At 40.3% G+C, this 25,235-nt stretch carries 19 protein-coding genes; 7 read left to right on the forward strand and 12 right to left on the reverse strand.

Annotation, left to right across the window (positions count from 1 at the left end; genetic code table 11):
* Positions 1-11: 11 nt before the first annotated feature.
* A complete protein-coding gene (locus tag GQ61_RS07220) occupies positions 12-1,817 on the reverse strand; it encodes a protein-disulfide reductase DsbD family protein (protein WP_085784683.1) in 1,806 nt (601 codons plus the stop codon).
* Between the two features lie 54 nt (positions 1,818-1,871).
* Here GQ61_RS07220 and GQ61_RS07225 point away from each other — a divergent pair, with 54 nt between their 5' ends.
* On the forward strand, positions 1,872-2,456 hold the full coding sequence (locus GQ61_RS07225; RefSeq protein WP_085784684.1) for a YqgE/AlgH family protein: 585 nt from the start codon (positions 1,872-1,874) through the stop codon (positions 2,454-2,456).
* 44 nt (positions 2,457-2,500) lie between these two features.
* Here GQ61_RS07225 and GQ61_RS07230 read toward each other — a convergent pair whose 3' ends face one another.
* Genes GQ61_RS07230 through tldD form a run of 5 tightly spaced genes read right to left on the reverse strand, consistent with a single transcriptional unit; the run spans position 2,501 to position 8,601 of the window.
* Positions 2,501-3,787: a M16 family metallopeptidase gene (locus GQ61_RS07230; RefSeq protein ID WP_085784685.1), complete on the reverse strand. Its 1,287-nt coding sequence runs from the start codon at positions 3,785-3,787 to the stop codon at positions 2,501-2,503.
* Positions 3,788-3,802: 15 nt separating this feature from the next.
* A complete protein-coding gene (locus GQ61_RS07235; protein ID WP_085784686.1) occupies positions 3,803-4,522 on the reverse strand; it encodes an SURF1 family protein in 720 nt (239 codons plus the stop codon).
* On the reverse strand, positions 4,515-5,300 hold the full coding sequence (locus tag GQ61_RS07240) for a cytochrome c oxidase subunit 3 (protein WP_085784687.1): 786 nt from the start codon (positions 5,298-5,300) through the stop codon (positions 4,515-4,517). Before GQ61_RS07240 ends, GQ61_RS07235 begins: the two co-directional genes overlap by 8 nt.
* Before the next feature lie 18 nt (positions 5,301-5,318).
* A complete protein-coding gene (locus GQ61_RS07245) occupies positions 5,319-7,157 on the reverse strand; it encodes an extracellular solute-binding protein (RefSeq protein WP_085784688.1) in 1,839 nt (612 codons plus the stop codon).
* A gap of 19 nt (positions 7,158-7,176) precedes the next feature.
* On the reverse strand, positions 7,177-8,601 hold the full coding sequence (gene tldD / locus GQ61_RS07250; RefSeq protein ID WP_085784689.1) for a metalloprotease TldD: 1,425 nt from the start codon (positions 8,599-8,601) through the stop codon (positions 7,177-7,179).
* A gap of 137 nt (positions 8,602-8,738) precedes the next feature.
* Here tldD and GQ61_RS07255 point away from each other — a divergent pair, with 137 nt between their 5' ends.
* From GQ61_RS07255 to GQ61_RS07270, 4 genes are all read left to right on the forward strand, one after another.
* Positions 8,739-9,749, forward strand: coding sequence for a COX15/CtaA family protein (locus GQ61_RS07255; protein WP_085784690.1), 1,011 nt, complete (start codon positions 8,739-8,741; stop codon positions 9,747-9,749).
* Positions 9,750-9,908: 159 nt separating this feature from the next.
* Entirely contained in the window at positions 9,909-10,214 is a 306-nt protein-coding gene (locus GQ61_RS07260) for a YggT family protein (protein WP_198157310.1), read from the forward strand.
* A gap of 27 nt (positions 10,215-10,241) precedes the next feature.
* Complete coding sequence (folD, locus tag GQ61_RS07265; RefSeq protein ID WP_085784691.1) at positions 10,242-11,132, forward strand: bifunctional methylenetetrahydrofolate dehydrogenase/methenyltetrahydrofolate cyclohydrolase FolD; 891 nt, start codon at positions 10,242-10,244, stop codon at positions 11,130-11,132.
* 141 nt (positions 11,133-11,273) lie between these two features.
* Positions 11,274-14,357: a YhdP family protein gene (locus tag GQ61_RS07270; RefSeq protein ID WP_085784692.1), complete on the forward strand. Its 3,084-nt coding sequence runs from the start codon at positions 11,274-11,276 to the stop codon at positions 14,355-14,357.
* Positions 14,358-14,373: 16 nt separating this feature from the next.
* On the opposite strand, the gene GQ61_RS07275 is transcribed toward GQ61_RS07270, so the two are convergent.
* Both GQ61_RS07275 and GQ61_RS07280 read right to left on the reverse strand, forming a co-directional pair.
* Positions 14,374-15,129, reverse strand: coding sequence for a glycerophosphodiester phosphodiesterase (locus tag GQ61_RS07275; RefSeq protein WP_085784693.1), 756 nt, complete (start codon positions 15,127-15,129; stop codon positions 14,374-14,376).
* Positions 15,126-15,641, reverse strand: coding sequence for a methylated-DNA--[protein]-cysteine S-methyltransferase (locus tag GQ61_RS07280; protein ID WP_085784694.1), 516 nt, complete (start codon positions 15,639-15,641; stop codon positions 15,126-15,128). Before GQ61_RS07280 ends, GQ61_RS07275 begins: the two co-directional genes overlap by 4 nt.
* Positions 15,642-15,733: 92 nt before the next feature.
* Here GQ61_RS07280 and GQ61_RS07285 point away from each other — a divergent pair, with 92 nt between their 5' ends.
* Positions 15,734-18,511 (forward strand): AsmA family protein, encoded by a 2,778-nt coding sequence (locus GQ61_RS07285; RefSeq protein ID WP_198157311.1) that lies wholly within the window; start codon positions 15,734-15,736, stop codon positions 18,509-18,511.
* Between the two features lies 1 nt (position 18,512).
* The gene (locus GQ61_RS07290; RefSeq protein WP_198157312.1) at positions 18,513-19,919 is read left to right on the forward strand and encodes a sodium:proton antiporter; all 1,407 of its coding nucleotides are present in this window, start codon (positions 18,513-18,515) and stop codon (positions 19,917-19,919) included.
* Here the strand turns inward: GQ61_RS07290 and GQ61_RS07295 are convergent, their stop codons facing one another.
* The 4 genes from GQ61_RS07295 to GQ61_RS07310 all read right to left on the reverse strand — a co-directional run bounded on the left by GQ61_RS07295 (position 19,920) and on the right by GQ61_RS07310 (position 25,187).
* Positions 19,920-20,519: a superoxide dismutase gene (locus tag GQ61_RS07295; protein WP_085784696.1), complete on the reverse strand. Its 600-nt coding sequence runs from the start codon at positions 20,517-20,519 to the stop codon at positions 19,920-19,922. It abuts the gene before it with no gap.
* A gap of 75 nt (positions 20,520-20,594) precedes the next feature.
* Positions 20,595-22,067: a peptide MFS transporter gene (locus tag GQ61_RS07300; RefSeq protein WP_269747294.1), complete on the reverse strand. Its 1,473-nt coding sequence runs from the start codon at positions 22,065-22,067 to the stop codon at positions 20,595-20,597.
* A gap of 12 nt (positions 22,068-22,079) precedes the next feature.
* Complete coding sequence (locus tag GQ61_RS07305) at positions 22,080-22,724, reverse strand: LysE family transporter (protein WP_085784698.1); 645 nt, start codon at positions 22,722-22,724, stop codon at positions 22,080-22,082.
* Positions 22,725-22,880: 156 nt separating this feature from the next.
* Positions 22,881-25,187, reverse strand: coding sequence for a coiled-coil domain-containing protein (locus GQ61_RS07310; RefSeq protein WP_085784699.1), 2,307 nt, complete (start codon positions 25,185-25,187; stop codon positions 22,881-22,883).
* Positions 25,188-25,235: the final 48 nt, after the last annotated feature.

Below are 25,235 nucleotides of genomic sequence, written 5' to 3' on the forward strand. Positions count from 1 at the left end.
TCTCCCTATTCTTATTCTTTTAAACCAGCTGTTTTTAAAGCTTCTAAAATTTCTTTTTGCTGTAAGAGTTCAGATAGTATAATACCCTGCGGAGCTCTTGGACCAAAGACAATATTAAAAGGAATGCCATAACGATGGTATCGTGCTAAAAAGTGAGCGATATTGGGATCTCGGTTGGTCCAGTCAGCACTCATGACTTCAATTTTGTCTGAGGCAAGTAATTTACGGATCTTTTCAGATTGTAGCACGAGCTTATGGTTGACTTGACAGGTAATGCACCATTTAGCGTGAACATCAACAAAAACGACTTTTCCTGCAGCTACAAATTCAGGGATCTTTTCTTCAGAAAATGGCGTCACATAGGCGTTTATAGTGTCTTCTTCCCATACCTCTGGAAGATCGTCACCAAAAAAAATAATGAAAAAACTAAATAAAATTAAAGCCGTACTTAGAACTGGATTGCGTCGGTACCAAAGATTAATGCAAAGCCCAACTAACAAAAGACTTAAAATGATCGTCGCAAGAAAACTCACTTCTTCGCTCAGGATCCATAAAATCCATAGAACCGTTAAAGCAAGGCCGAAGCCCAATATTCTGGTCATCGTTTGCATCCAAGGTCCGGCCTTGGGTAAGATCAAAAAGCGACTGGGAAGCATCAACCCAATCCAATAAGGAAGAGCAAAACCAACCCCTAGGGTAAAGAACATCAGCAAAATTTCGATTGGCCCTCTGGATAGGCTATAACCAATTGCTGTACCCAAAAATGGTGCAGTACAAGGAGTTGCAAGGAAGGTAGCAAAGATGCCTGAGAAAAAATCACCGGTTAATACTTTTACGTGTGCGTTATGATGTCCTAATAGACTATCAATTTGTTTGTTAAAGGTTAGCGGAAGGTTAATTTCAAAAAACCCCCATAAATTACATGCAAATATTGTCATGACGATGGCCATAAACGTCAGGAAGAGAGGCTCTTGAAAATGCATACCCCATCCCACTTGAATTTCAATTGCCCTCAAAATAATTGCCCCAAGGGCAAAGATAATAAAAGAAACAAGAATACCTGAGAGGGATGACAAAAAGCGCCATCGATAGGAGAATGCGTGCTGATGTCGTGAAATTTTCTTTAACGTCATAATCTTCAATGTTAGGATTGGCAAAACACACGGCATAAAATTTAGAATAACGCCCCCTAAAAAGGCAATTCCTATCATCAGCCATAGATTCATTTCCCCTTCTTCATCGTCAAAAAGAAGAGAGTCGTGTTTACTTCCCTTAAGTGCTTTATTGACTTGAGCGCTGAGATTTAAAGGAGTTGCTTCGCCAGGCGCAAGATAAAGTAAAATGGGTGTTTCAACGGGGATACACGTTGCTTTACAGGCAAGGTATGATAGTGTCCCCTTTAAAAATAAAGGTTCATGAGGGTTTTGGATGGTTATATCGATAGGTAAAATCGTACGTCCTTCATAGATATTAACCTTGAACCCTTCAAAGTTCTCTTTCTTGTAAGGAGGCCAAATAATGGTAGCAGACTTAAAATTCTTACTTTGAGGACTCCAAACAATTTCTGGAGGATAGGTCGAAAAAGAATCCTCTTGCTCGCTGGGGGCGTAGATTTTCCAACCCTTTTTGAGTTGGAAAACAAGGGCGATGCGAATGGTGTTGTCAGACCCTAATCCTGCTGTTGTGGGTTCTAAGGAAACATGACCAGGAGAGTCAGTATTTTTTTCTTGAGCAAAAAGGCTTGTTACCTGTACCGTTAACAAAAAGCTTGCTATAATAAAATATTCGAAAAACTTATAAAAAAAGTTGTTGGTCATGTTTACTATATACCTTGTGTGTTTCAACAATCATACTCTAAAAACAGGTTGTGAATGAATCCGAATTTTCAAAGCAGTAGAAATTTAAGCACGCTCACAGGGCAACTTTTGGTAGCCATGCCGCAGTTGCAAGATCCGCGATTTTCCCATGGCGTAATTTATATTTGTGGTCATGATAATAATGGAGCCATGGGAATTGTTCTTAATAAAGTAATTGATTCTTTGTATCTAAAGGATTTGTTGAAACAAATGGAAGTTGATGACTCTCAAGTAAAAGTAAATTGCCCTATTCATTATGGCGGGCCTGTTGAAATGGGGCGAGGGTTCGTCATTCATTCAACGGATTATCAACACGAAACAAGCGTTAAAGTTTCTCCAACAACATCACTGACGGCCACGTTAGATTTGCTGAAATTGATCGGTCAAAATGAGGGGCCAAAAGAATATCTCATTGCCTTAGGTTATGCAGGTTGGAGTCCTAAACAACTTGAAGCTGAGCTCCATGATAACAGTTGGCTTATTGTTGAACCTGATAATGGCCTTATTTACGCTGAAGACGCGACGCAAACTTGGCATCGGGCTATCAGAAAACTGGGCATTGATCCAGATCTACTTTCCGCTGATGCAGGTCATGCTTAAAAGATCTATGGGTAAACGTTGATCTTTTTTAGTTAGCGAAAAAACTATATTGCTATTTTTTGCTTCAAGGAATCTTTTCCAAGACGTGTTTGAATACAATCATAAGATTCAACGTTTTGGATAGGACCAAGGGCTGCAAAAGTCGGCTTATTGGCGAAAATGCTACGGGCTAAAGCGGCCGCATTTTGCACATTGACGGCTTCAATACGATCAATAATTTCAGCAATGGCGAGCGGTCTCCCATAAACTGTCATCTGATTCGCCAGTTGTTCTGATCGTGCAGAGGTGCTCTCAAGAGCCATCATCAGTCCTGCTTTTAATTGCACTTTAGCGCGTTGCACTTCTTCTTCTTTAAGAGAATCTGGTAAACGATTAATTTCATCGATGACAACGGGGATAAGCTCTTTTACTTCATTGGCCCCAGTACCTGCATAAACTCCGAAAAGGCCAGCGTCACTATAAGAGGATGCAAAAGCGCAAATAGAATAAACGAGGCCACGTTTTTCGCGCACTTCCTGAAATAAGCGCGATGACATGCCACCACCAAAAAGAGTGCTGAGAACAGCCGCTGTATAATAATCATGACCTCCTAAGGCAACGCCCGGAAACCCAAGAACGACATGCACTTGTTCAAGTTCTCTGGCTTGACGAAAATCATTCCCTACGTACTTGGCAGGTGCTACTTCAACGATTGATTCATGGGGAAGATGCTGAAACTTCTCTTCGGCCATGGCAACAAGGGCATCATGATCCACTTTTCCTGCAGCAACTAATGTCATGCGTGAGGCTGCATAGGCATGCTGCATATAATCTTTAATGGTCTCGCGCGTTAAGCTATTAACGACCTCAATAGATCCTAGAATAGGACGCCCAAGGGGTTGATCAGGAAAAGCTGTTCCTTGAAAATAGTCAAAGATGATATCGTCTGGGGTATCATAGGTTTGACCAATTTCCTGCAGAATGACGGCACGTTCACGTTCGAGCTCATCGGAATTAAAAACTGAAAATTGCAAAATATCGGCGAGGGTATCGACAGCTGTTGGCAGATTCTCAGCCAAAATACGGGCATAATAAGCGGTCGATTCACGGGAAGTATAGGCGTTTAAGTGTCCACCTAAAGATTCAATACGCTCTGCAATTTGTTTGGCAGAATGTTTGGTTGTGCCTTTAAAAGCCATGTGTTCGAGAAAATGTGAGATGCCATTTATTTCAGTCTTTTCGTTACGTGTTCCCACGTTCACCCATACACCAATAGCGGCAGTCTCCACACTATCCAGTGTGTCTGTCACAATCTTTAAGCCGTTGGCCAATGTTGAGATGCGCGTTGTCATAAAACCCCTTAAAATTTAAGCTCGATGGGTGTAACGCATTTTCTTGAATATGTAAACACCATAAATAATCAGCAAAATAATCGAGAGGCTATACCAAGTTATCGCATAGGAAAGATGAAGGTTTCGTAAAGAAAAAGAACCGTTTGAAATTTTTGGATAATATCCATTTTCATTTTGTCCTATCTGGATAAGATAAATTGGCAACACATTCTTTAAATATTTCTTCTCAGCAATTTCAGAAGGACTAATCCAATAGAGATGATTTTGATCATACTGATTTGACGGCGTAAACATACTCGGTTTTTCTGGAAGGCGCACAAGACCTTTTAGGGAAACTTCACCTAAGGGTCTTTCAATAGCAGGATGTTCGTGAAGGGGGACCCATCCACGATCAATCATCAAGAGACTCCCAGATTTTGTTTCAAAGGGTGTAACCAGGTGGTAGCCAATTTGTCCTTGATAGAGGCGACTCTGGAGGTGCATTTCATAGGCGTGTAAAAAATGGCCTTTAAGCTCAACAACGCGAAAGACTAATGTGCTTGAAGTAAGTTTTTCCATGTCTTGAGCATTTAAAGAGGGAAGTTTAGCCCTTTCAGAGATCTCTTTTACCAAAGCTTCTTTCCAGGTGAGACGTTTGATTTGCCATGTGCCTAGAGAAAAAAGAATACAAAACCCTACGACGGTCATCAGAGTTGGGATTTTTTGAGATCTGAGCAGGCTTAAAAACTTAAGCACTCCCCCACCAATAAATGCTGATAAACAAAAACAGCCAAACAACGTCTACAAAATGCCAATACCAGGCAGCTGCTTCAAAACCAAAATGATCATCTGGTTTAAAATGACCCAGTCTCATGCGGAACCAGCAGACAACTAAAAAAATCGCTCCGACAAAAACGTGAAATCCGTGAAATCCCGTAGCCATATAAAAAGTTGAAGGATAAATGCCACCTTTAAAAGCAAAGGTTGCGTGACTATATTCATAGGCCTGCACACCAAGGAAGATAAACCCCAACAGAAAAGTGAAGCACAATTGTTTTAGCGCCATGGCACGATCATTTTCTAAAAGAGAATGATGGGCCCAAGTGATTGTTGTGCCCGAAAGGAGCAACAAGAGAGTATTGAGGTAAGGCAAATCAAAGGGATCGAGAGTCTCAATGTTCTTAGGAGGCCAAATATTGCCAACGGCCTCTTTTGGAAAGAGGCTGGCGTCAAAATATGCCCAGAAAAACGCTACAAAGAACATCACTTCAGATAAAATAAACAAAGCCATGCCATAGCGAAAGCCTTTTTGCACTACCTTGTTATGTTCAGTTTTAGACTCCTTAATAACATCACGCCACCAACCCAGAAGCGTGATGACGAATAAAATGAGTCCTCCAATAAGAACAATAGGACCAGATTTGTGCATAAACAAAACGCCGCCAAACGTAAGCATAAATGCAGCTAACGCACCTACAAATGGCCACGGACTGGGGTCTACAAGATGGTATGGATGTTTCTTAACCTCGGCCATAATACCTCCCGACTATGATTATTTTTGCTTTTTCTCTTCGGCATCCTTTGACCACAGACAAGAAATGCCCATGAGGGGGGCGCCTGGAATGTGTTTAGGATGGTTTATCTTATCCCAATAAGCAATATAATACTTATTTTGATGGAATAAGGGTACTACATAATATCCCCAGACAAGAACACGATCGAGAGCCTGAGCATAAGTCACTAAATCTTCACGCGTTTTTGCTTCGACCAAACGTTTCGCTAATTCATCGATAACGGGATCTTTTGCGCCAGCATAGTTTCTACTAGCAGGGGTATCAGCAGCAACCGAATTCCAATAGAGTTTTTGCTCATTGCCGGGGGAAAGGCTATGTCCCCAAAAGTGAATGATCATATCAAAATCGAAATTTAGACGACGATTTTCAAATTGCGCTGGGTCAACAACACGGATATTGGCCGTAATGCCTAGTAGCTTTAAGTTGCGCGCATAGGCTTGAGCAGTTTTTGTATCATCCTTGCTGTAAAGTAAGATCTCAAACACGAAAGGTTTGCCAGTTGCGGCATTAACCAACTTATTATTTTTAAAGACCCACCCGGCGTTTTTTAAAAGTTCACGGGCAATTTTTAAATTTTCGCGATTTTTACCACTGGCATCGGTTTGAGGGCAGTTAAATTCTTGCACAAACAATTCAGAGGGTAGCTTATCTTTAAATTCATTAAGAATTTTTAGCTCTTGATCTTTAGGGGTGGCTGTATTGGCAAGCTCGGTATTGTCGAAAAAGCTTCGCGTGCGCGTATAAGCATTGTGTAAAAGGTTTTTGTTCAACCACTCAAAATCAAAAGCATAAAAAAGAGCTTTGCGCACAGTGCGATCGGCAAAATAGGGTTTACGTGTATTAAAGACAAAAGCTTTCATCCCTACGGGCTGTTTATGTTCAAGCTCAAGCTTTTTGACTTTCCCCTCTTTAACAGCTTTAAAATCATAGCCAGTGACCCAAAGAGGGTAGTCAGATTCCGCACGAAAATCATAGTTTCCTGCTTTGAAGGCTTCAAACGCAACACGACTATCCAAATAAAAGTCATAACGAATCGTGTCGAAATTAAAGAGCCCCTTATTAACTGTTAGGTCTTTGCCCCAATAATCAGGGCGACGTTCATAGATAATATATTTACCTAGAGACATTTCTTTGACGCGATAGGGTCCGCTACCGATCACTGGATCCCAGAGATTCTTTTCAAAATCACCTTTTTCAATAATATGTTTAGGTAAGATATTCATCATGCCTATCACAATGGGAAGCTCAGCGTCGTATGTTCCGTCAGCGTCTTTTTTAAACGTAAATTTAACCGAATGAGTGCTCAGCTTTTCTGATTTTTCAACCCGCTGATAAAGGGATCTCAAATTAAATCGTCCCTTATCTCTTTGAATAGCGTGAGAAAATATAACGTCATCTGCCGTTAGAGGCGTGCCGTCAGACCACTTTGCTTCAGGACGTAAATGAAAAATAATCCATGAGCGATCAGGGGCGACTTCAATGCTTTCTGCAATTAAACCATATTGGGTTAATGGCTCATCAGGAGAGCGTTTCATCAAAGGCTCAAAGATCAATTTTTCACTGTACAGACTAATACCTGCTGGAGGCGTGCCCTTATTGATGTAAGGATTGGTACTATCAAAGGTGCCAATAACGGCGAGTTTTAGATTTCCACCTTTAGGGGCATTAGGATTGACACCATCAAAGCAGTTAAAATCCTTAGGATATTTTGGTTCTCCGTGCATGGCCAAACCGTGTTTTTTTTCGGCCTGAGCAGGGTGAAAAGCAAGTGTTATAATCAATGACGCTACAAAGCCAAAGAAAACTTTTTTTAACATAGGAATACTCTTAAAATAATTAAACCTGGGTGCCACCAACTGTCATGTTTGCGATTTTTGTTGTAGGCATGCCAACACCAACGGGAATCATTTGTCCATCCTTACCACACATTCCTGTGCCCGTATCAAGTTGTGAGTCGTTGCCAATCATTGATATTTTAGTCAATGCATTGGGGCCATTGCCAATTAATGTAGCGCCTTTTACTGGATGTGTGATTTTTCCATTTTCTACTAAATAAGCTTCTGTTGCAGAAAAAACAAATTGACCGTTGGTGATATCAACTTGGCCTCCTGAAAAGTTCGCCGCATAGAGTCCTTTTTTGGTTGATTTGATAATCTCTTCAGGGGATCGATCTCCGGACACCATAAAAGTATTCGTCATTCTTGGCATGGGTTCATGGGCATAACTTTCACGACGGCCATTTCCCGTTGACTGTGTTTTCATAAGACGTGCATTAAGACGATCCTGCATATAACCAGTTAAGACCCCATCTTCGATAAGAACATTGCGTTGAGTCGGAGTTCCTTCATCATCAAATGTAAGAGAACCTCTGCAATCGGGAATGGTGCCATCATCGACAACGGTGACACCTTTTGCAGCTACTTTTTTCCCCATTAATTCAGCAAAAGCAGAAGTTTTTTTTCTATTAAAATCACCTTCGAGCCCATGACCAACAGCCTCATGGAGTAAAACTCCAGGCCATCCATGGGCAAGAATAACTTCCATTTCACCGGCTGGGGCTTGGACAGCATCAAGGTTAACCAAAGCTTGTCTCACGGCGTCTTCGGCCGCATGTTCCCAAGAGTTTCCTTTTAAGAGGACATCATAATTATAACGACCACCACATCCATAATAACCACTTTCTTGTCGATCCCCCTTTTTAGCAAAGGCTTGAATTGCCAGTCTTACTAAAGGTCTTATGTCTGCAACGTAATGACCATCTTGACGCATGATCCCAACGACTTTCCAATTCGCGCTGAGTCCTATCGTCACGTTTTGTATACATTTATCTAAGTGCCTGGTATAGGCATCAATCTCTTTTAATAAATTTATTTTGTCATTAAAGCTCATACTCTCAAGAGGATTGTCAGGTCGATAAAGAACTTTTTGAGCAGCCATAGGAATTTGTGATTTTCCTCCTTTGGCTGAAACTGCCGTTCGTGCAATATCAGAGGCGGATTTTAAGTTAGCGGAGTTAATTTCATTTCCATAACCATAACCAACGGTTTCACCGGAAACAGCTCTAAGACCAAATCCTTGCTCTGTATCGGAGCTTGCTTTTTTTAAAATGCCATCTTCAAAAAACATACTTTCAGATTGAGAATATTCTAAATAAAGCTCTCCATCGTCAGCGCTTTCTAATGTGTTGTTTACAATATTCTCAGCGTCGGACTTATCGAGGTCTTGAAAAAATAATTTCTCAGAAATATTGATTGATGACATTGCTTGATCTCATGATTAATAATGACTGACATCATCTTTAGCCTTAATTCCTTCATTTGAGAATACTTTTTTTATCAAATATTTTGGAGAGGGCTTTGTCATTGTGCTTTCTATCGTACTTATTATAATAAGTTTTTATGACTAAAAAGTTAGATAGCTCAGAAAAACTGCTTTCCTTAGGGATTTTTATAGCCTATGGCATGATTTTAATCATGATCCTCATAGGAGGAGCAACGCGTCTTACTGGCTCAGGGTTATCCATTGTTGAATGGCGATTAATTTCGGGTATTTTTCCTCCTTTAAGTAAAGCTGCATGGCAACATACTTTTGAGCTTTACCAAAAAACACCTGAATTTCTCAAAGTAAATTCATGGATGGATTTGGAGTCTTTTAAAAACATTTTTTGGTTAGAATACATTCACCGTCTATGGGGAAGGGCTTTAGGTCTATTTTCTCTGATGCTTTTATTTTATGGTTACAGCATCTCAAGTTTACGTCAACGATATCTAAAGCCTCTGTTGATTTTAGTGGGAGCGATTGCTAGCCAGGGTATTCTTGGTTGGATTATGGTTAAAAGCGGCTTAATCGATGATCCTCATGTGAGCGCTTATCGGCTATGCGTGCACTTTTTGCTCGGCGCTTTTTTGCTTTATTACACGCTTGCACTCGCCTTTAAAGTAAAAGGGAATACTTTGCAAAAAAGACGGCTCTATTACAGTGTTTTAGGACTTTTATGTTTAACATTAGCCTATGGAGCCTTTGTTGCTGGTCTCAAGGCGGGCCTTCTATACAACACTTTCCCTCTCATGGATGGGCGTGTTTTGCCAGAAGGATTTTGGAGTCTTCACCCTTTCTATCGTAATTTTTTCGAAAACCATGGTGTTGTTCAATTTATTCATAGAATGTTGGCTTTTAGCGTCTTAGGTTTAATCGCTTTTTATGTGATATTGAATCGTAAAGAAAGTAAGTGGGTATGGGGTCTTGGCGGTATGGTGATGGTACAAATTATCCTAGGTGTTTTGACCTTGCTTTACCAAGTTCCTTCAGGGTTAGCTTTGGCTCATCAAGGGAGTGCCCTTATCCTCTTGTCACTCATGATTGTTACACGACTCTCCGCTAAAAATGGCGTGTTGAGAGAAAGTCGATGATTCTTATTTTAGGGTGTCAGTAATGAATAATCATAGAGCACTCTTACAGTTTGCGCTTTACAATAAAACGAAGCCTAAACGCTAGAACTGCAGTATTTTCTTGTCATGGAACCTTAAATCTGTATAGTTCAAGGGATAGAAATAACCAGGGAGAGTTTAGTGAAAATTATTTTAATTCCCCTTTTGGAACTCATCAGCATGGTCATCCACCTTTACATATGGGCGGTGATTAGTTCTGTGATTCTGAGCTGGTTAATTGTATTTAATGTGGTGAATACTCACAATCGCTTTATCTCAATGGTTTCTGAAGCGCTTTATCGGCTAACAGAGCCTGTTTTATCATTAATTCGACGGATGCTACCTAACCTTGGAGGGCTCGACTTCTCACCTTTAATTCTTATTTTGGCTTTGTATTCATTGCAGAGAATGGTTGATCTTCTTACCTTAAGAGTCATGAGTTTTTAATCCCATAGTTGTTATTTAGAGGTGAAGATGCCTAGTCAACTGTTGGACGGTAAAGAAAATGCCGCCCGAATCAAAAGAAAATTACATAATCATGTCGACTCTTTGCAGAAAAAATATGGCCTTGTCCCATGTCTTGCAGTTATTCGTGTAGGTGAAAATCCAGCGAGTAAACTTTATGTGACTTCAAAATGTCGCCAGTCTGAAGAAATGGGGATGCAAGCGAAAGAACATCATCTTCCCGAAAACGCCCATCGTGAAGAGGTTATTGAGCTTATTCATCGTCTCAACGCTAATAAAAATGTACATGGCATCCTCGTACAACTTCCTCTACCGGATCATCTGAACCCTTTAGATATCTGCGAAGCAATCGATTTAGAGAAGGATGTAGATGGTTTGCATCCCTATAATTTGGGAAGGCTTGCACAAGGTAACCCTTATATTACTCCCTGCACACCTAAGGGATGTATGATGTTTATTAAAGACTATTACAAATCATTAAAAGGTCTTAAAGCGGTCATCATCGGCTGTTCAAATCTAGTGGGGAAGCCTTTAGGGCTGTTGTTGTTGAACGAAGATTGTACCGTTACCTATGTTCATCGTGAAACGAAAAATATTGAAGAAGAGTGTGTCAGCGCCGATATTCTTGTAGCCGCTGCAGGATCACCCAAATTAGTTAAGAAAAACTGGGTTAAGCCAGGAGCTTTGGTGATTGATGTGGGGATTAATTATTTGGTTCATCCAGATGGGACGTCTGATGTTGTGGGAGATGTTGACTTTAACGTGGTGAAAGACATAGCAGGGGCCATTACTCCTGTGCCAGGAGGTGTGGGACCTATGACCGTTGCGTGCCTTTTGCAGAATACAGTGGAAGTTGCTTTACGCCAAATGGGATTGGAAAAAGAATTTTCTAAAAATTAAGCAGTGCGTTATTGTCTTGTTTACTGAATCAATTCATCGTCTTCTCTTTGTAAGAAATCTTGATAATGAAAGGCAATTCGAGGTAGTATTAAAAATACTTACTTTCTAGGAGCTTTATCTATTCTTATTTTGCGACAATTTTTGAAGCATTTTATTAAAGCCGCTGCTTTCCTAAGCGTTTTGGTGGCGCTTATGTTGGGAGGGCTTTACTGGTATCTGACTTCTTCCCCTTTGATACTTAATTCATATGCTTCAGCTATTGAGCGAGAATTTGAGAAACTAGCGCCAGGGTTAGAAATGCATTTTGCTAACGCTACTCTGGAATGGCCAAAATTCTTTAAACCTCTAAGGATTCGTTTAAAAGAGCTTAAGGTTTACAAAAAGGGTGATCAAAAGGCGCTCGCTGCTGAAATCCCTGAAATGCAGTTGAAATTTAATCTATTTCATATTCTAGAGGGGCGTCTTTGGCCTTCAGTGATGCAAATTCATAGGCCTGAACTCAATATGACTTATGCGCCAGATCAGGAATCCTCCTTTCTTTTTGCAAGCACATCTAAAGAGGAATTCATTGGAAATTTACTTGATCAATTTGTGAATCACGCTGATTTTGCAAGTTTTCTCAAGAAAATAGAGATTATTGAGGGGCGTGTGATTGTGGAGAATCTCCCAGAAGAATTCCACTTTTGGCAGAAACAAACAGTGAACTTAGGACTTGCGCGTGGTCGTCATGGCTACGAAGGACATGTGGAAATTAAGGGGGAAGATTTAAGCATTAGTGGGATGATGCACTTTTCTCCAAAGGAAGGTCGTTGGAAAGCAGAGCTCAGTTTTTCCCAATTACCTGTCGCTAATTTCATCTCTCTCCTATCGAACAATTATAAAGATAAACTCACGGGACTTACGCTTCTTTTGTCGGGTACGGGTGACCTTACATATTCAAAGAAAGAGGGATTGGAAAATTTCCAATTATCTGTTGAAAGCACTTCTGGACAATGGGATAACCTCAAAATTTTCGAAGGCCCTTTACCGATTGATGCTTTTAGGTTTGCTGGGGAATTCTCGAACCATCAAATTCGCATCAATACTTTGACTTTTACTTCAAAAGAAGCACAAGGTCATCTTGAAGGAAAGATCGATTTAAACAGAGAAAATAAAACGGCTCATGTTGATGTGATAGGGGGAGTAGAAAATGTCCCTATTGATGATCTAAAATTTTTGTGGCCCAAGGGCTTGGCCGAAGTGCCAAGAGATTGGGTAACGAACAATATTAAGAAAGCAAAGGTTCCTGCGGCCACGCTTGTTTTAAAATCCGATGTGCATTATGGCGATGATCAAATCAAGGTAGATATTAAAGATTTACATGGTGAAATTGACATATTGAATGCACGTGTTCGGTATCTTGAAAAAATGCCTATGGTTGAAGGAGTGAATGGTAAAGCTTGGTATGATGATAAGACTTTTCGGATTGTTGTGACCAGTGGCACAACCTTTAAACAGAACATTAAAAATGGTGAAATTCTGATTACCGATTTAGATGTTAAGGACCAGAACATTACGATCGATCTAGATGTTATGGGACCTTTTTCTGAGGCCTTACAACTTCTTGATCATGAGCCTATGGGCTATGCGAAAAGTTTAGGTCTCTTGCCTGCTCATTGCAGTGGTGAGGGAACTACTAAATTACATCTGGCTTTTCCCTTGGAAAGGAAAACGACTTTTAAAGAGTTGAAAATTGAATCCGAGAGTCGTTTAACGAGCGTTGGGTTGCTTAATCCTATTTCGCAAGTGCCTGCAACGTTACAAGAAGGAGAGTTTCTCTTAAAAGTCAATAATGACAAATTGAGTGCTGAAGGTAAGGCATTGATTAATAGATTGCCCGCTAAAATTACTTGGCAGAAGAATTTTGATGAAGCGTTGGAGATAGAAAACACTTTGACGGTTGAGTCTTCCATTGATTCTTTTGGGCTTGCGAAGCTCGGATTCTTATTGGAGGATAATCTGAAAGGGCAGGCTCCCTTGACTTTGCAATATCAATCTAAAGGAGAAAAAGCACATCTGAGTTTTAAATGTAATCTAGAGCCCGTTGATCTATTTATTCTGGGGATTGAAAAAACAAGAGGATTGCCAGGTGAATTTAAGGCGAAGATTGATTTTGAAAATGGCAAGCCAAGATATTTTAAAGACCTGTCACTCACTGCTAAAGATCTCTTAAATGTGGTTGCATCTGGTTCATTTGATAAGTCAGGTAAGGGATTTGAAACTGTTGACTTTGCGTCGTTTAAATTAGGTAAAACAGAAGGAAAATTGCATTTAAAAAGAAACAAAATGGGTGTTGAAACAGTTTATTTCGATGGGCTTGTGTTTGATCTTGAACCCATTCTTGAATATCTTGAAAAATCTTCTCAAACAACTTTCGATAGGCCTGTAGATATTCGTTTACGTGCAGATCAGCTCTATATGGGGCCCCATCGTTTGTTTCATAACTCTTCTATCTATCTTGGCTATAGCCAAGATAAGATTCGCCATTTAGAGGGGGATCTTTATCTTTCTGCGCAAGCAGGAAATAGACTCGTAAAAATACGTCTTAAATCGAATAATGACCACCAACGCTCCTTTGAACTCTCAACAAATCATGCTGGGAATTTTATGTCTATTATGGATTGGTCTGAGAATGTTAGGGGTGGGGTGCTAAAAATTAAGGCGAGTCATGATGGACCTACAACAGAACCTTGGCAGGGGACTATAAAGCTGAAAGATTTTGCTCTTATAAAGGCTCCACTTTTAGGAAAGCTTTTGACGCTTGCATTTCCAACAGGGTTTATGGAGCTTTTCTCGGATGACGGTTTGCGGTTTAATCTGTTTAATGCCAATTTTCAATATACTCCTGAGAAATTACTTATAAAGGATGGAAGAGCTGCTGGAACTTCTCTTGGTATTAGTGTGTCTGGCCTTATTTATCCAAAGCAAGGCAAGCTTGCGTTACAAGGCAATTTAATTCCAGCTTACTTTTTGAATACGTTGTTAAATAAAATACCTTTGTTGGGAGAACTCTTAACAGGTGGCAAAAACGAAGGACTATTTGCTGTGAGCTATAGTATGAGTGGGGATATGGTGAAGCCTAAAATATCAGTGAATCCGTTATCTGTTCTCACACCAGGTATTATTCGTAAAATATTTTCTACAGAAGATGAGGATCCTCAAGAGCTTCAGTCTTCTCGCAAATAACAGCTCAGCTCATTTTTTAAGAGATCAATAAGTCAGGGCGATCCGTTGTAATTGAGTCTACTTTCAAACCAATAAGTCTTTCCATTTCGTTCTCAGCATTTGGTGTCCAGACATTGACGTGGAGATTTAAATCATGGGCTTTATGCACTAAGTCTGCCGTTAAATTTTTGTAGTGAGTGGACCAAGCCCATCCCCCATCTTTTTTAATCAGCGGAAGAAAATCATTTAATGGATGCATTTGGTCATCCACAGCAAAAATGAGAGGGATATTAGGATTGATGCGACCGAGATGCTTAAGGGTTGACCATTCAAAACACAAAACACGAACTTTGTCTTCTGTTCCTGTTTCTTCGATATCCTTGAGGATAGCTTTTAAAAAGGTATCATCTTTAAATTCTTTTGTTTTCATTTCCAAAAAAATTTCACAATGCGGAGCATGGGCCTTTATATAAGTGAGCACTGTATAAAGACTGGGAATAGGTTCTGCAGGATCCGTCTTTAACAAAAAATCATGAACTTCAGCAAATGTAAGATTTTCTATTGGAAAACTTTGATGAGTAAAGGATCTACCGTCCTTACGGTACGTCAAGTCAGGGTTAATTGTAAAGTCATGATAAACAATGACGCGGTTGTCCTTCGTCAGATGGACATCAAATTCTATGCCGTCAATGGGAAGAGAAAGTGCATTTCTAAAGGCGGACATTGAGTTTTCTAATCGTAGTCCTGCGCCTCCTCGATGGGCAATTATTTTGAAGGGGTTTTGTAAGGTCATGGGGAAGATTTTTCAAATTCTAAAAGCTTTTTTTTGAGTGATGGTCCCCAGGCATAGCCACCTATTCCTCCATCCTGACTAATAATGCGATGACAAGGAATAATCAGGCTAATGGGATTTTTCCCAACCGCTTGCCCAACTGCGCGAGCGGCTTTAGGATTACCGATGATAATAGCAATATCTTGGTAACTTGCTGTATTTCCCCAAGAAACATCTAAGAGGGCCTGCCAAACGGAATGCTGAAAAGCTGTTCCGTTTACTGTAAAAGACACAGGCGTAGACATTTGTGTTTTTTCATAGAGTGCTAAGAGTGCTTCGTATTGGGAGTGTGTTTTCGCATCATCTCGGGGAAAAGCGTTTTGATATTCACGAGGTTCGCCAAAGCCAAAACCATAAATGTTTGCCTCATCCGTAACTATATAGCTTTTTCCAAAGGATGAGGTATGAAGCCCCCAGATGAGATTTCTAGGGGTCTGCGCTTTTGTAAGCCATGTGAATTTTGCTTGCGTCATAAGAGAATCATAAGCATATCTTATTAAGAAAGCCAATTGTTAAAGGGGAAAAGACAAGCTAGAATCATAAAAATTATTCATTGGAGGCATCCTTGAAAAAGCTCGTTTACGGTATTTTTGGTCTTTTATTTTTCGTCATTTGTGGTGTTTTAATTTTACCATTTTTAATTGATCTTAATAATTACAAAGATGATATTTCAGCTCAGGCTCAAAAATATATTGGACGAGAGGTAACAGTTGATGGCGATATTCGTTTGGCACTATTTCCAACGCCAGGGATTAAAGTAAGTAAAATTCGCTTAGCGAACCTTGATCATGCGCATCATCCCGATATGGTGGTTCTTGACAAGCTTGAACTTAATGTAGATTTGATGCGTCTCTTAAAAGGAGTTATTGAAGTCACAAAAGTTCAACTTGAAGGGGCAAAAGTCTATTTAGAAAAACTTCCCGACGGGCATGGAAATTGGGAATTTTCTCTTAACTTAGATGGCGCTCCTGAATCGGAACAGGTGACGGAAGAAAAAAAACCAGTGTTAGTGTCGTCTCCACAGATTCAAATTAACGTTATTAAAGTAGCAAATGCCACGATAGAATACCAACAAGATGACCAGAAATACTCATTTGAAGACGTTGATGTGGGTATTAAAATGTCAGAAAAAGATAATCGTTTAAATGTTGATGGCAGCGGTCTCTATTTGAAAAAGCACTTTCGCTTTGAAGGAGAAGTTCAAAAGACGGATATGCCGGCACCTTTCAAAATTGCTTTTTCTGCTTTAGGAAGTTCTCTAAGCGCAGAGGGAAAAGCTGATATCGCCTCTCAATCTGCTCAAGGAACGCTTGAATTGAAGGTGAGTCCTGGGAAAGTTTTTGATTCTATAAACATTAATCTTCCTTCAGCAGTCCAATCCTTTGCAAAAGATAAGGTTGAGATTAAAGGTGGGTTTTCAGTGTCACCAAAGTTAGTGTCGATAGATAATTTTACGGCCCAATTGGACACTCTGAAACTTGAAGGTGATGCAGAAGTTGATCTGACCAAGTTTGTCACAAGTCTGCGTTTAAAAAAACTGCCTGGTGATGGACACGTTGAAGTAACGATGAACCAATCAAAAGATGGTTGGAATGGGACTCTGGGGATGTCCACCAATCATTTGGAAGCCTTAATGAAACCATTTATTGGTGACTTGCCTCAAGATCTTCTGAAAGGCACTGTGCAAGATCCTAAAAAGTTTTTTGAAACTTTTTTCCGTAAAATGAACTTAGCGGCACAAATCACTTTAAAGCCAGAGATCATATCTGTGCAAAATTTGCTCGTCGCTTTCCCTCAAACAAAAATTGAAGGAACGATCTCAAGTAGCTATCACGGAAATAATGTGATGCGCTATGATTTGCAAATCTCAAATGTTTTGCCTCTCTTAGCATTAGCAGGTCTTAATTTAAAAGAAAGCCCTGGCATCGTTAAAATTAAAGGGGAAACCAACATGTCCTTGGATGGTTTACCGAGTGCTTTGAAAATTCATTTTGATAACGCGGATGTTGGTCTGCATGGTGGCTTAACGGGGTCTAAATTTGAGCTCACCCTACAACATCCAAATGCCACGAACTTGTTAGGAATGTTTGCGCATAAACCTGATTATAATTTAGGGAGCTTAAAACTTGAGACCACGGTGCACAAGAGTGATCATAAAATATCTCTTGCACCGTTAGATGGAAGCATTGGACTTGGTGGTACTCCTTGTCGTTTTAATGGAGAAGTAAGTTTAACGGAAGCGGGTGCTAAAAAGGTTGTGAATGCCAATCTTAAAACTGGGATCATTGACATTGGTGCGCTTATGGGGAAGAGCAAAAGCACAGTTCAGCGAGTTTCTTCACGTCATCATGGTGGTAAAGAAAGTGCAGAAAAACCCGTTTCTAGCGGAGGAGTTCCTTGGTCTTCGGAGCCTATTGATTTTGAAGGATTAAAAGCGACGGATATAAACGTTACGCTTAAAGCCGATGGCATAAGACATGAAGATATTACTTTAGATCAAACGCATTTAGAAGCACGGGTGTTTAATGGAAATGTTGATCTCATCCAGCTGTCAGGAAAAGTTTTCGGAGGTGTTTTGACGGCGAATGGAAAACTAAACCCTGAAAATTCGACGTTTAAAGCGAATTTAAAGGATGCTCAACTACAAAGATTGGCTGCCAATACTGGTCAGGTCAAAGTAATAAAGGGACGCGCAAATTTAGATTTGGATTTTGTTTCAAAAGGAAAAAGTACCTTGGCTTTAGCGTCAAATCTTAATGGTTTGGCAAAGTTTCATGCTGTTGATGGTGTGATTCAGGGCTTTGATCTGGATTCAGTGGCGAATTTAGTCAGTAATTTAAATGGGATTCAATTGCTATCAGGCATTGCAAAAATGGTTGAGGGAGGTGAAACCCGCTTTGCTAATTTCGAATCGACTGTTGCGTTTGCACGTGGAATTGGGACCTTTACACAACTATCACTGAAAACAAAAGGGGCGGAACTATCTGGCGCAGGCCAAATTAATTTGCCTAAATATTATTTGGATATGATGGTGAGAATTGGTGTCTTGGCACGTCCTGATTATCCACCACTGAAGGTGCGGTTCTCAGGTCCTATTGATAATCCTGAACGTAGTGTGGATCTGGGAGAGCTTAGGGACTATCTTTTAAAGAATATTTTTAAAAGCCTGACGCAAGGTGGAAATCCGCTGAAAAACCTTTTAGATGGTTTCGTTCAGCCTCAGCAACCGACTCAACAGACAACGCCCCAACAATCTCAGCCAACGCAACAACAACCTTCTTTAGAAAAAGCTCTTGAGAAGCCTCAAGACGTCATAAAAGACGTTTTAAAAGGCTTATTCTAGAATGAAGATTGGTATGCTCTATAAATGGAGATTTGCTTTTATAGGGCTTCTTTTTTCAACCAGCGTACATGCTGGCGCCAGTCCTTTGCCAGGCCATGAGCTATCTTTGTTTTGGGTTTTACCTTTTGTTGGCGTGTTGCTTTCTCTTGCTCTGATGCCCATTCTTTTTTCATCTTTTTGGCATCACCATTATGGTAAAATTGTTTTTCTTTGGACATTAGCGATTCTTATGTCGATTTTGATTTTTTTTGGATTCGACATTTTACTCGCTGAGGTTAGTGCTACATTTTTTCATCATTATTTTCCTTTTATTACGATCATCACAACCTTGTACATCATTGCAGGGGGAATACATGTGAATGTTCGAGGGCCTTCAAAGCCATTGATGAATACAGGGTTTTTGGCAATCGCAACTATGACTGCAAGTTTTATTGGGACAACAGGTGCAGCAGTACTTTTTATTCGTCCTCTTTTAAACTTGAATAAAAATCGTCACTATAAACGTCATACGCTTATTTTTTACATCTTTTTGGTGTGTAATATAGGCGGATGTTTAACAGCTTTGGGTGATCCGCCTCTCTTCCTTGGATACCTTAACGGCATTCCATTTTTCTGGCCTATGACCCATCTTTTCTGGCCTTTTCTCGTGATAACGGTTCCATTACTAAGCGTCTATTTTTTGATTGAATCCTGGTACTTTCGTCGAGAGCCCCTTAAGGTTTTGCCTAAACCCATTGCTGTAAAAGTGGAAGGTTTTTTACATGTGGGCTTACTTTTTTGCGCAATCAGTCTCATTCTTTTGAGTGGTTCCTGGAAATCTGTGATGAGTATTAATTTTTTTCATGTGCTTCTCGAAGCCAATAATTTGGCCAGAGATCTGGGGCTTATTTTTATTGCTTGTCTTTCACTGTATATGCAAAAAAAACATCCTCTTGAAGGTGTGATTTTTTCGTGGGGGCCCATTGTCGAAGTCGCTAAAATTTTCGCGGCGATATTTATTACAGCTTCTCCCGTAATTGCAATTCTACATGCAGGAGGAGAAGGAGAGCTACGTGGTATTATCCATATGGTTAATAATAACGGAATTCCTGATCCCAAGATGTATTTTTGGTTGACGGGATTTTTGTCAGCCTTTTTAGATAATGCGCCAACATATCTCATATTTTTTCATATGGCTGGGGGGAAAGCGTCAGAATTTTTGAGTTCCTTACAGTCAACGCTCGTGGCCATATCTGCAGGGTCAGTTTTTATGGGGGCTTTGACCTATATTGGAAATGCACCAAATTTTATGGTTAAAGCAATAGCGGAAGCCAATGAAATACGTATGCCCAGTTTCTTTGGCTATATGGCGTGGTCCCTTATTTTCTTGGGACCACTTTTTATTCTTTTGACTTGGTTGATCTTTTAATTAAGCTTTTTGTAAAGTTTTAGCAACAAACTCCCAGTTGACCAAATGCTTTAAAAAGGTATCCACATAGTCAGGTCGACGATTTTGAAAGTCTAAGTAGTAGGCATGTTCCCAAACATCACACGTTAAAAGAGCGACTTGTCCATGGGCCAAAGGAAGATCTGCATTGCTTGTCTTGGTGATTTTAAGCGCACCTTTGTCGAAGACAAGCCAGGCCCAACCACTGCCAAATTGACTGACGGCCATGTTCTTGAACTGCTCTTGAAACACTTCAAAAGAGCCAAAATCCCGTTCAATAAGTGCCAGAACATCACTCATGGGCTCCCCCCCTCCTGTAGGAGAGAGGCAATTCCAATAAAAAGTATGGTTCCAGACTTGAGCAGCATTATTAAAAATGCCTACACGTTCAGAGTTATTCGCACTTTCTAGAATAACTTCTTCTAAAGATTTTGAAGAAAGAGGTGTGCCCTCTGTTAGTTTATTCAAATTTGTTACATACGCCTGATGATGCTTATCGTAATGGAAATTAAGCGTATTGGCTGAAATATGAGGTTCAAGTGCCGATTTCTCAAAAGGTAAAGGTGGTAATGTGAAAGACATAAGAGCAACTCCCAAAATTATTATGCAAACCCCTGTTATAGCGCTCTAAAATGCTCGAAAAGTCAACAGCGGATTTTAATGCTTTAAGGCAAGCGTTTTCTTGAGAAAAGGGGCAAAGATGAGGAGGAGAAGACTCGCCCCCAACGCTGCCAAAGCAACTTTACCATAGATTCCCCCATAGACAGGGGCACATTCAACAGCGTAGATTTGGCCATTTTCGTCTGGGCTAATAGCCATTAATTTGGCGATAAAACCAGAAATATAATTGCCAAACGAGACGCTCAAAAAATAAAGTCCAATAAAATAGCCCGTATGCCCTTTGGGCGATATTCTCGTGATCGTTGACATGGCAACGGGAGCGATTAGTACTTCTCCTATCGTCATGCATAAAATACCGAACAGAAGCCAAAGAATAGAAACTTTTCCATCGCAATCTGTATTAAAGGCCCCCACGGTAAATAAGCCAAATCCAGCGCTTAAAAATAAAAGCGCGCCAAAGAATTTTGCTGCAATTGAGATGTCTCGTCCACGATAACTTAAAGTTAACCAAAGAGCGGAAATTAATGGACCAATGAGGATAACATAAAGGGGGTTCAAAGACTGAAACCAAGTCGTGGGAATTTGAAATCCCAAATAGGTGCGCTCAATAGAGCGCTCTACGAAAAGATTCATAGAATTTCCCAACTGTTCAAAAAACGCAAAGAAAATGAGATGGAAGAAAACTAAAATAAGAATGACATTAATAAGCTTACGATCAAGAGATGTGCTCTTAAAGGCAATAACGATTGTGTAGGCTGTAATCACTATAGCCGTTAGCATGATCCCTTGGAAAAAGAAATGTTGTTGGGATAAAAGCACCGCGAAAAGAAGGCCAAAGAAAGGGACGCTTAATATTCCCCATAGCTTGGGGTTTTTCTTAAGCCATCTCATAGTCAGCGACTCAGGGCGCACATCGAGGTTAAGGGTTGTCATGCGTTTTTGGGCATAAAATATAAGAATCAGATTCAAGAGCATAACAGTAGCCGCAATAAAGAAAGCATAATGCCAGCCAATTCGATTGCCAATATATCCTGAAACCAATGCAGTCGCTGCTGCTCCTAAATTTGATCCCACGAAAAAAAGCGTGAACCCTGCTTCTCTTTTAAACTCCATTTGATCATAAAGGCGACCCATCATACGCATGAGATTAGGCTTAAATAGTCCGTAACCGATGGCTGTGATGCCCAGTCCAAAATAAAAAGCATTGATATCTTGATAGACCAGAACAAAGCCCCCCACTGTAATACTAATTGCACCAAGCCTCATTAGAAAGCTGTTCTTGAGTAAACGATCCGCCATGATACCGCCAATCATTGGCGTTAAGTATATGAGAGCTACAAAACTACCGTAGATTCCATACACAACATGATCATTAAATTTGAGAGATAGGGACATATAAAGAACGAGAAGCATCCTGACGCCGTAGTGACTGAAGTTCCCCAGGGTCTCGATTGTAAAGAACATCCACAGAAAAGGAGGATGACTATGGTTCCGTTGGGTGTGAGGGATTAGAACCTCCCCTTAGGTGCGTGCAGTGATCATAGCTAAGCGAATGCTTAGACCTATGAGGACGCTGCCCATGAGGCGTTCGAACCAATGCTGTATTTTAGTAAACCATGTGCGTAAAGCACTATTGGAGAAAAAGAGAGCAACGGTTGTATACCAAAGCGTTGCAGTGAGGATGAGGGGAACAGCATACAGAATCTGAACGGAAATTGGCGTTGTAGGACTTACGGTTGCAACAACAATGCTCATGAAACCAAGAGAGGCTTGAGGATTCAAAGTGTCCGTCAAAAAGCCCGAACGAAAAGCTGCAAAAGACGATAATTGATTATGGGGCAAGGCATGACCAATTGAGAGAGGTTTAATTTTTTTCTTACTGTTCTTAAAACAACAAAAGGCCAAATAAATAAGGTGCGCGCACCCCACATACTTCACAATATAGAACAGAGTTGGGTTTTTAGCGAGAAAGAGGCCAAAGCCAAGAAGAACATAACTTTTTTGAATGCAAGAACTGGCGGCAATTCCAAGAGCGGTGAGCACACCAACTTTACGCGTATATACAGCACTGTTGCGTACTGTGACAGCAAAACAGGCGCCAGGACTTAAAACGTTTAGGGCGTTAATCGTGAAAAGGATGACAAATTCAGGCCAGTACTGCATCATTGGAATATTCTTTCTTTAACGCTCCTCTGTATTGAGAGGGGGAAAAAACGTAAAATAATTATAAAGGGTATTTGTATCTTTTATTGAAGAATATCGCAAGGGAGTGAGAAAAAAACTTCAGGCTTTTAGGGAGCCTGAAGTTTTGAAGTGACTGATTTATTTAGTTGGATAGAGTTTCTCAAGGGTCGTCAAAAGACTTTGTTGATCAAGGTTCGATTTCTTTTTATGTAAGGAAGAAACGAACTTCTTTACTTCACCAGGTTGCGCTAAAGAATCTGCCTCTAAAGGATCGAGCCCAAAGGAGGCAAGGAGTACATTAACAATTTCTTTGTAGGTATCAGTTTTCTTGGATTGTTTTGCAATCGCTGCATCTTTGAGTTTTGACATTTTTGCTTTTTCCTCTTCAGCTGCCTCTTTCTCTTCGATCGCAACATCTCTTTCTTCAACAATTTCTTCCAGTGCTTCAGTTTTTTTACCGAGCTCTTCTTTTACCTTAAGAACTTCTTGACGTTTTTCCTCTAATTCTTGAAGTGTTTGTGCATGTGCCTTAGCTTCAGTTGCAAGACGGTGAGTTTCTTTTTTCTCTGCAAGGAGGGCTGCTTTTTGTTGCTCGAGCTCTTCAGAAATTCTTGCAACTTTTTCTTCTTCAGCGGCCTTTTGGTGTTCAAGAGCCTTGAGTTGTTTGGCTTGCGCTTTTAGTTGCGCGTCAAGGGTTTCAGCTTGTTTATGAGCCTGTTTTAGCTCCGCCTCTTTTTGTTCAAAGACCTTAGCGTCTTCCTTTTCTTTAGCGGCAAGACGTTGGGTTTCTTTTTGCTCTGCAAGGAGGGCTGCCTTTTGTTGCTCGAGCTCTTCAGAAATTCTTGCAACTTTTTCTTCTTCGGCTGCTTTTTGGTGTTCAAGAGCCTTGAGTTGTTTGGCTTGCTCTTTCACTTGCGTGTCAAGGGTTTCAGCTTGTTTCAGGGCTTGTTTGAGCTCTGTGTCTTTCTGTTCAAAGGCTCGAGTATCATCCTTTTCTTTAGCGGCAAGACGGTGAGTTTCTTTTTTCTCTGCAAGGAGGGCTGCCTTTTGTTGCTCGAGCTCTTCAGAAATTCTTGCAACTTTTTCTTCTTCGGCTGCTTTTTGGTGTTCGAGAGCCTTGACTTGTTTGGCTTGCGCTTTCAGTTGCGTGTCAAGAGCTTTGTGCTTTTTATCGAGTGCTTCAAATTCTTCCTGGAGTTTGCTCTTTCCTTGCGTGGACGTTTCGAGTGACTTTATAGACAAAGATTGAGCTTCTGTCGTAGATTGGAGCTCTGCATTTTGTTCTTTTAAATGTTCGAGTCCTTGTGTAAGCGTTTCAACTTCTTTTTGAAGTTGTTGTGCCGTTTCAGCTTGTTTTCTGAGAGCAGAGTGCTCTTTTTCTAAAGAAGAAACGCGTTGCTTTTCTTTTTCAATTAAAGACTCTAACGCTTGAATTTTTTTCTCGATACTTTCTTTTTCGGCGCTTATCGATTCAATTTGTTCAGTAAGAGAAAGTTTTTCTGTTTCAGCTTTTTTTAAGGCTTCTGTGGCTTTGATCAGAGCATCAGGATCTGAGATTTGTGGAACGCTTGTTTGGGCAGAAGAGAGTTGCCTTTTGAGAGCCTCAATCTCTGTTTCTTTTTGACGAAGTGTTTCTTTTATTTGTTCATTTTCTTCAACTTTTTGGTCGCGACTACGTTCGAGGGATTTGACACTGCTCGCATGTTTTTTAGCTTCTTCTTTAAGCCTTTCAAGCTCGCTGTTTTTTTGTTGAAGCGTGCGTGAAACGGTCTCTAGCTCCTCTTGTGTTTCTTGTAAAGAAGATTCTAGCTTTTGGGATTTGGCCTCAAACTCTTTCGCTTGTCTTTGAAGGGCTTGTTTTTCTGCAAGGTCATCCCCAAGATTTCCTCGGCGAGACGGTGTTCCACTACTATTTGAACTTCTTGCAGGCGAAGGTTGGACAGGTACAAAGTCTTTATACTTGTCTTTTAAGGCCGTCATAGCAGGCGTAAACAAGTCAGTTTTGATATCTGCGCCAAAAACTCTTCCTAGTTCATTGTAAACTGTCATGGCAAAGAGTGAGCGCTGGCCGAACGAGAATTGTGTTGAAAGTTCTTGAGCGTTCGATACTTTAGTATCAAGATTCTTTCTTTTAAATGTGCCTTTAAGATCAGGATTAGCATCGGCGGATACAACGCCATAACGCACGACGTAATTTTTAAATGCTTCTTTAAAAGTCGCTTTTTTGTCTTCTGAAATACTGAATCCTTTTCCTGAAGATTTAACACCCGCTGAGTTAAATTTCCTTTTAAACGCAGGAAGTGTGAGTCCTCTGCGTGTATAATTCTCAATCGTATATTCAGAAAAATCAGATACTGAATCATTAGATGCTTGGATATATCCTGAAGGAACAGCGGTGAGTGCAGAGCAAGCGAGGAAAAATCGTAGAAGGGAAATTTTTGTCATAGCTATTGTATCTTTCTTTTGACGTTTTTACATCGCTTTTGTCATATC

It is taken from the genome of Candidatus Nucleicultrix amoebiphila FS5, assembly GCF_002117145.1.
GTDB classification, from domain to species: domain Bacteria; phylum Pseudomonadota; class Alphaproteobacteria; order Caedimonadales; family Nucleicultricaceae; genus Nucleicultrix; species Nucleicultrix amoebiphila.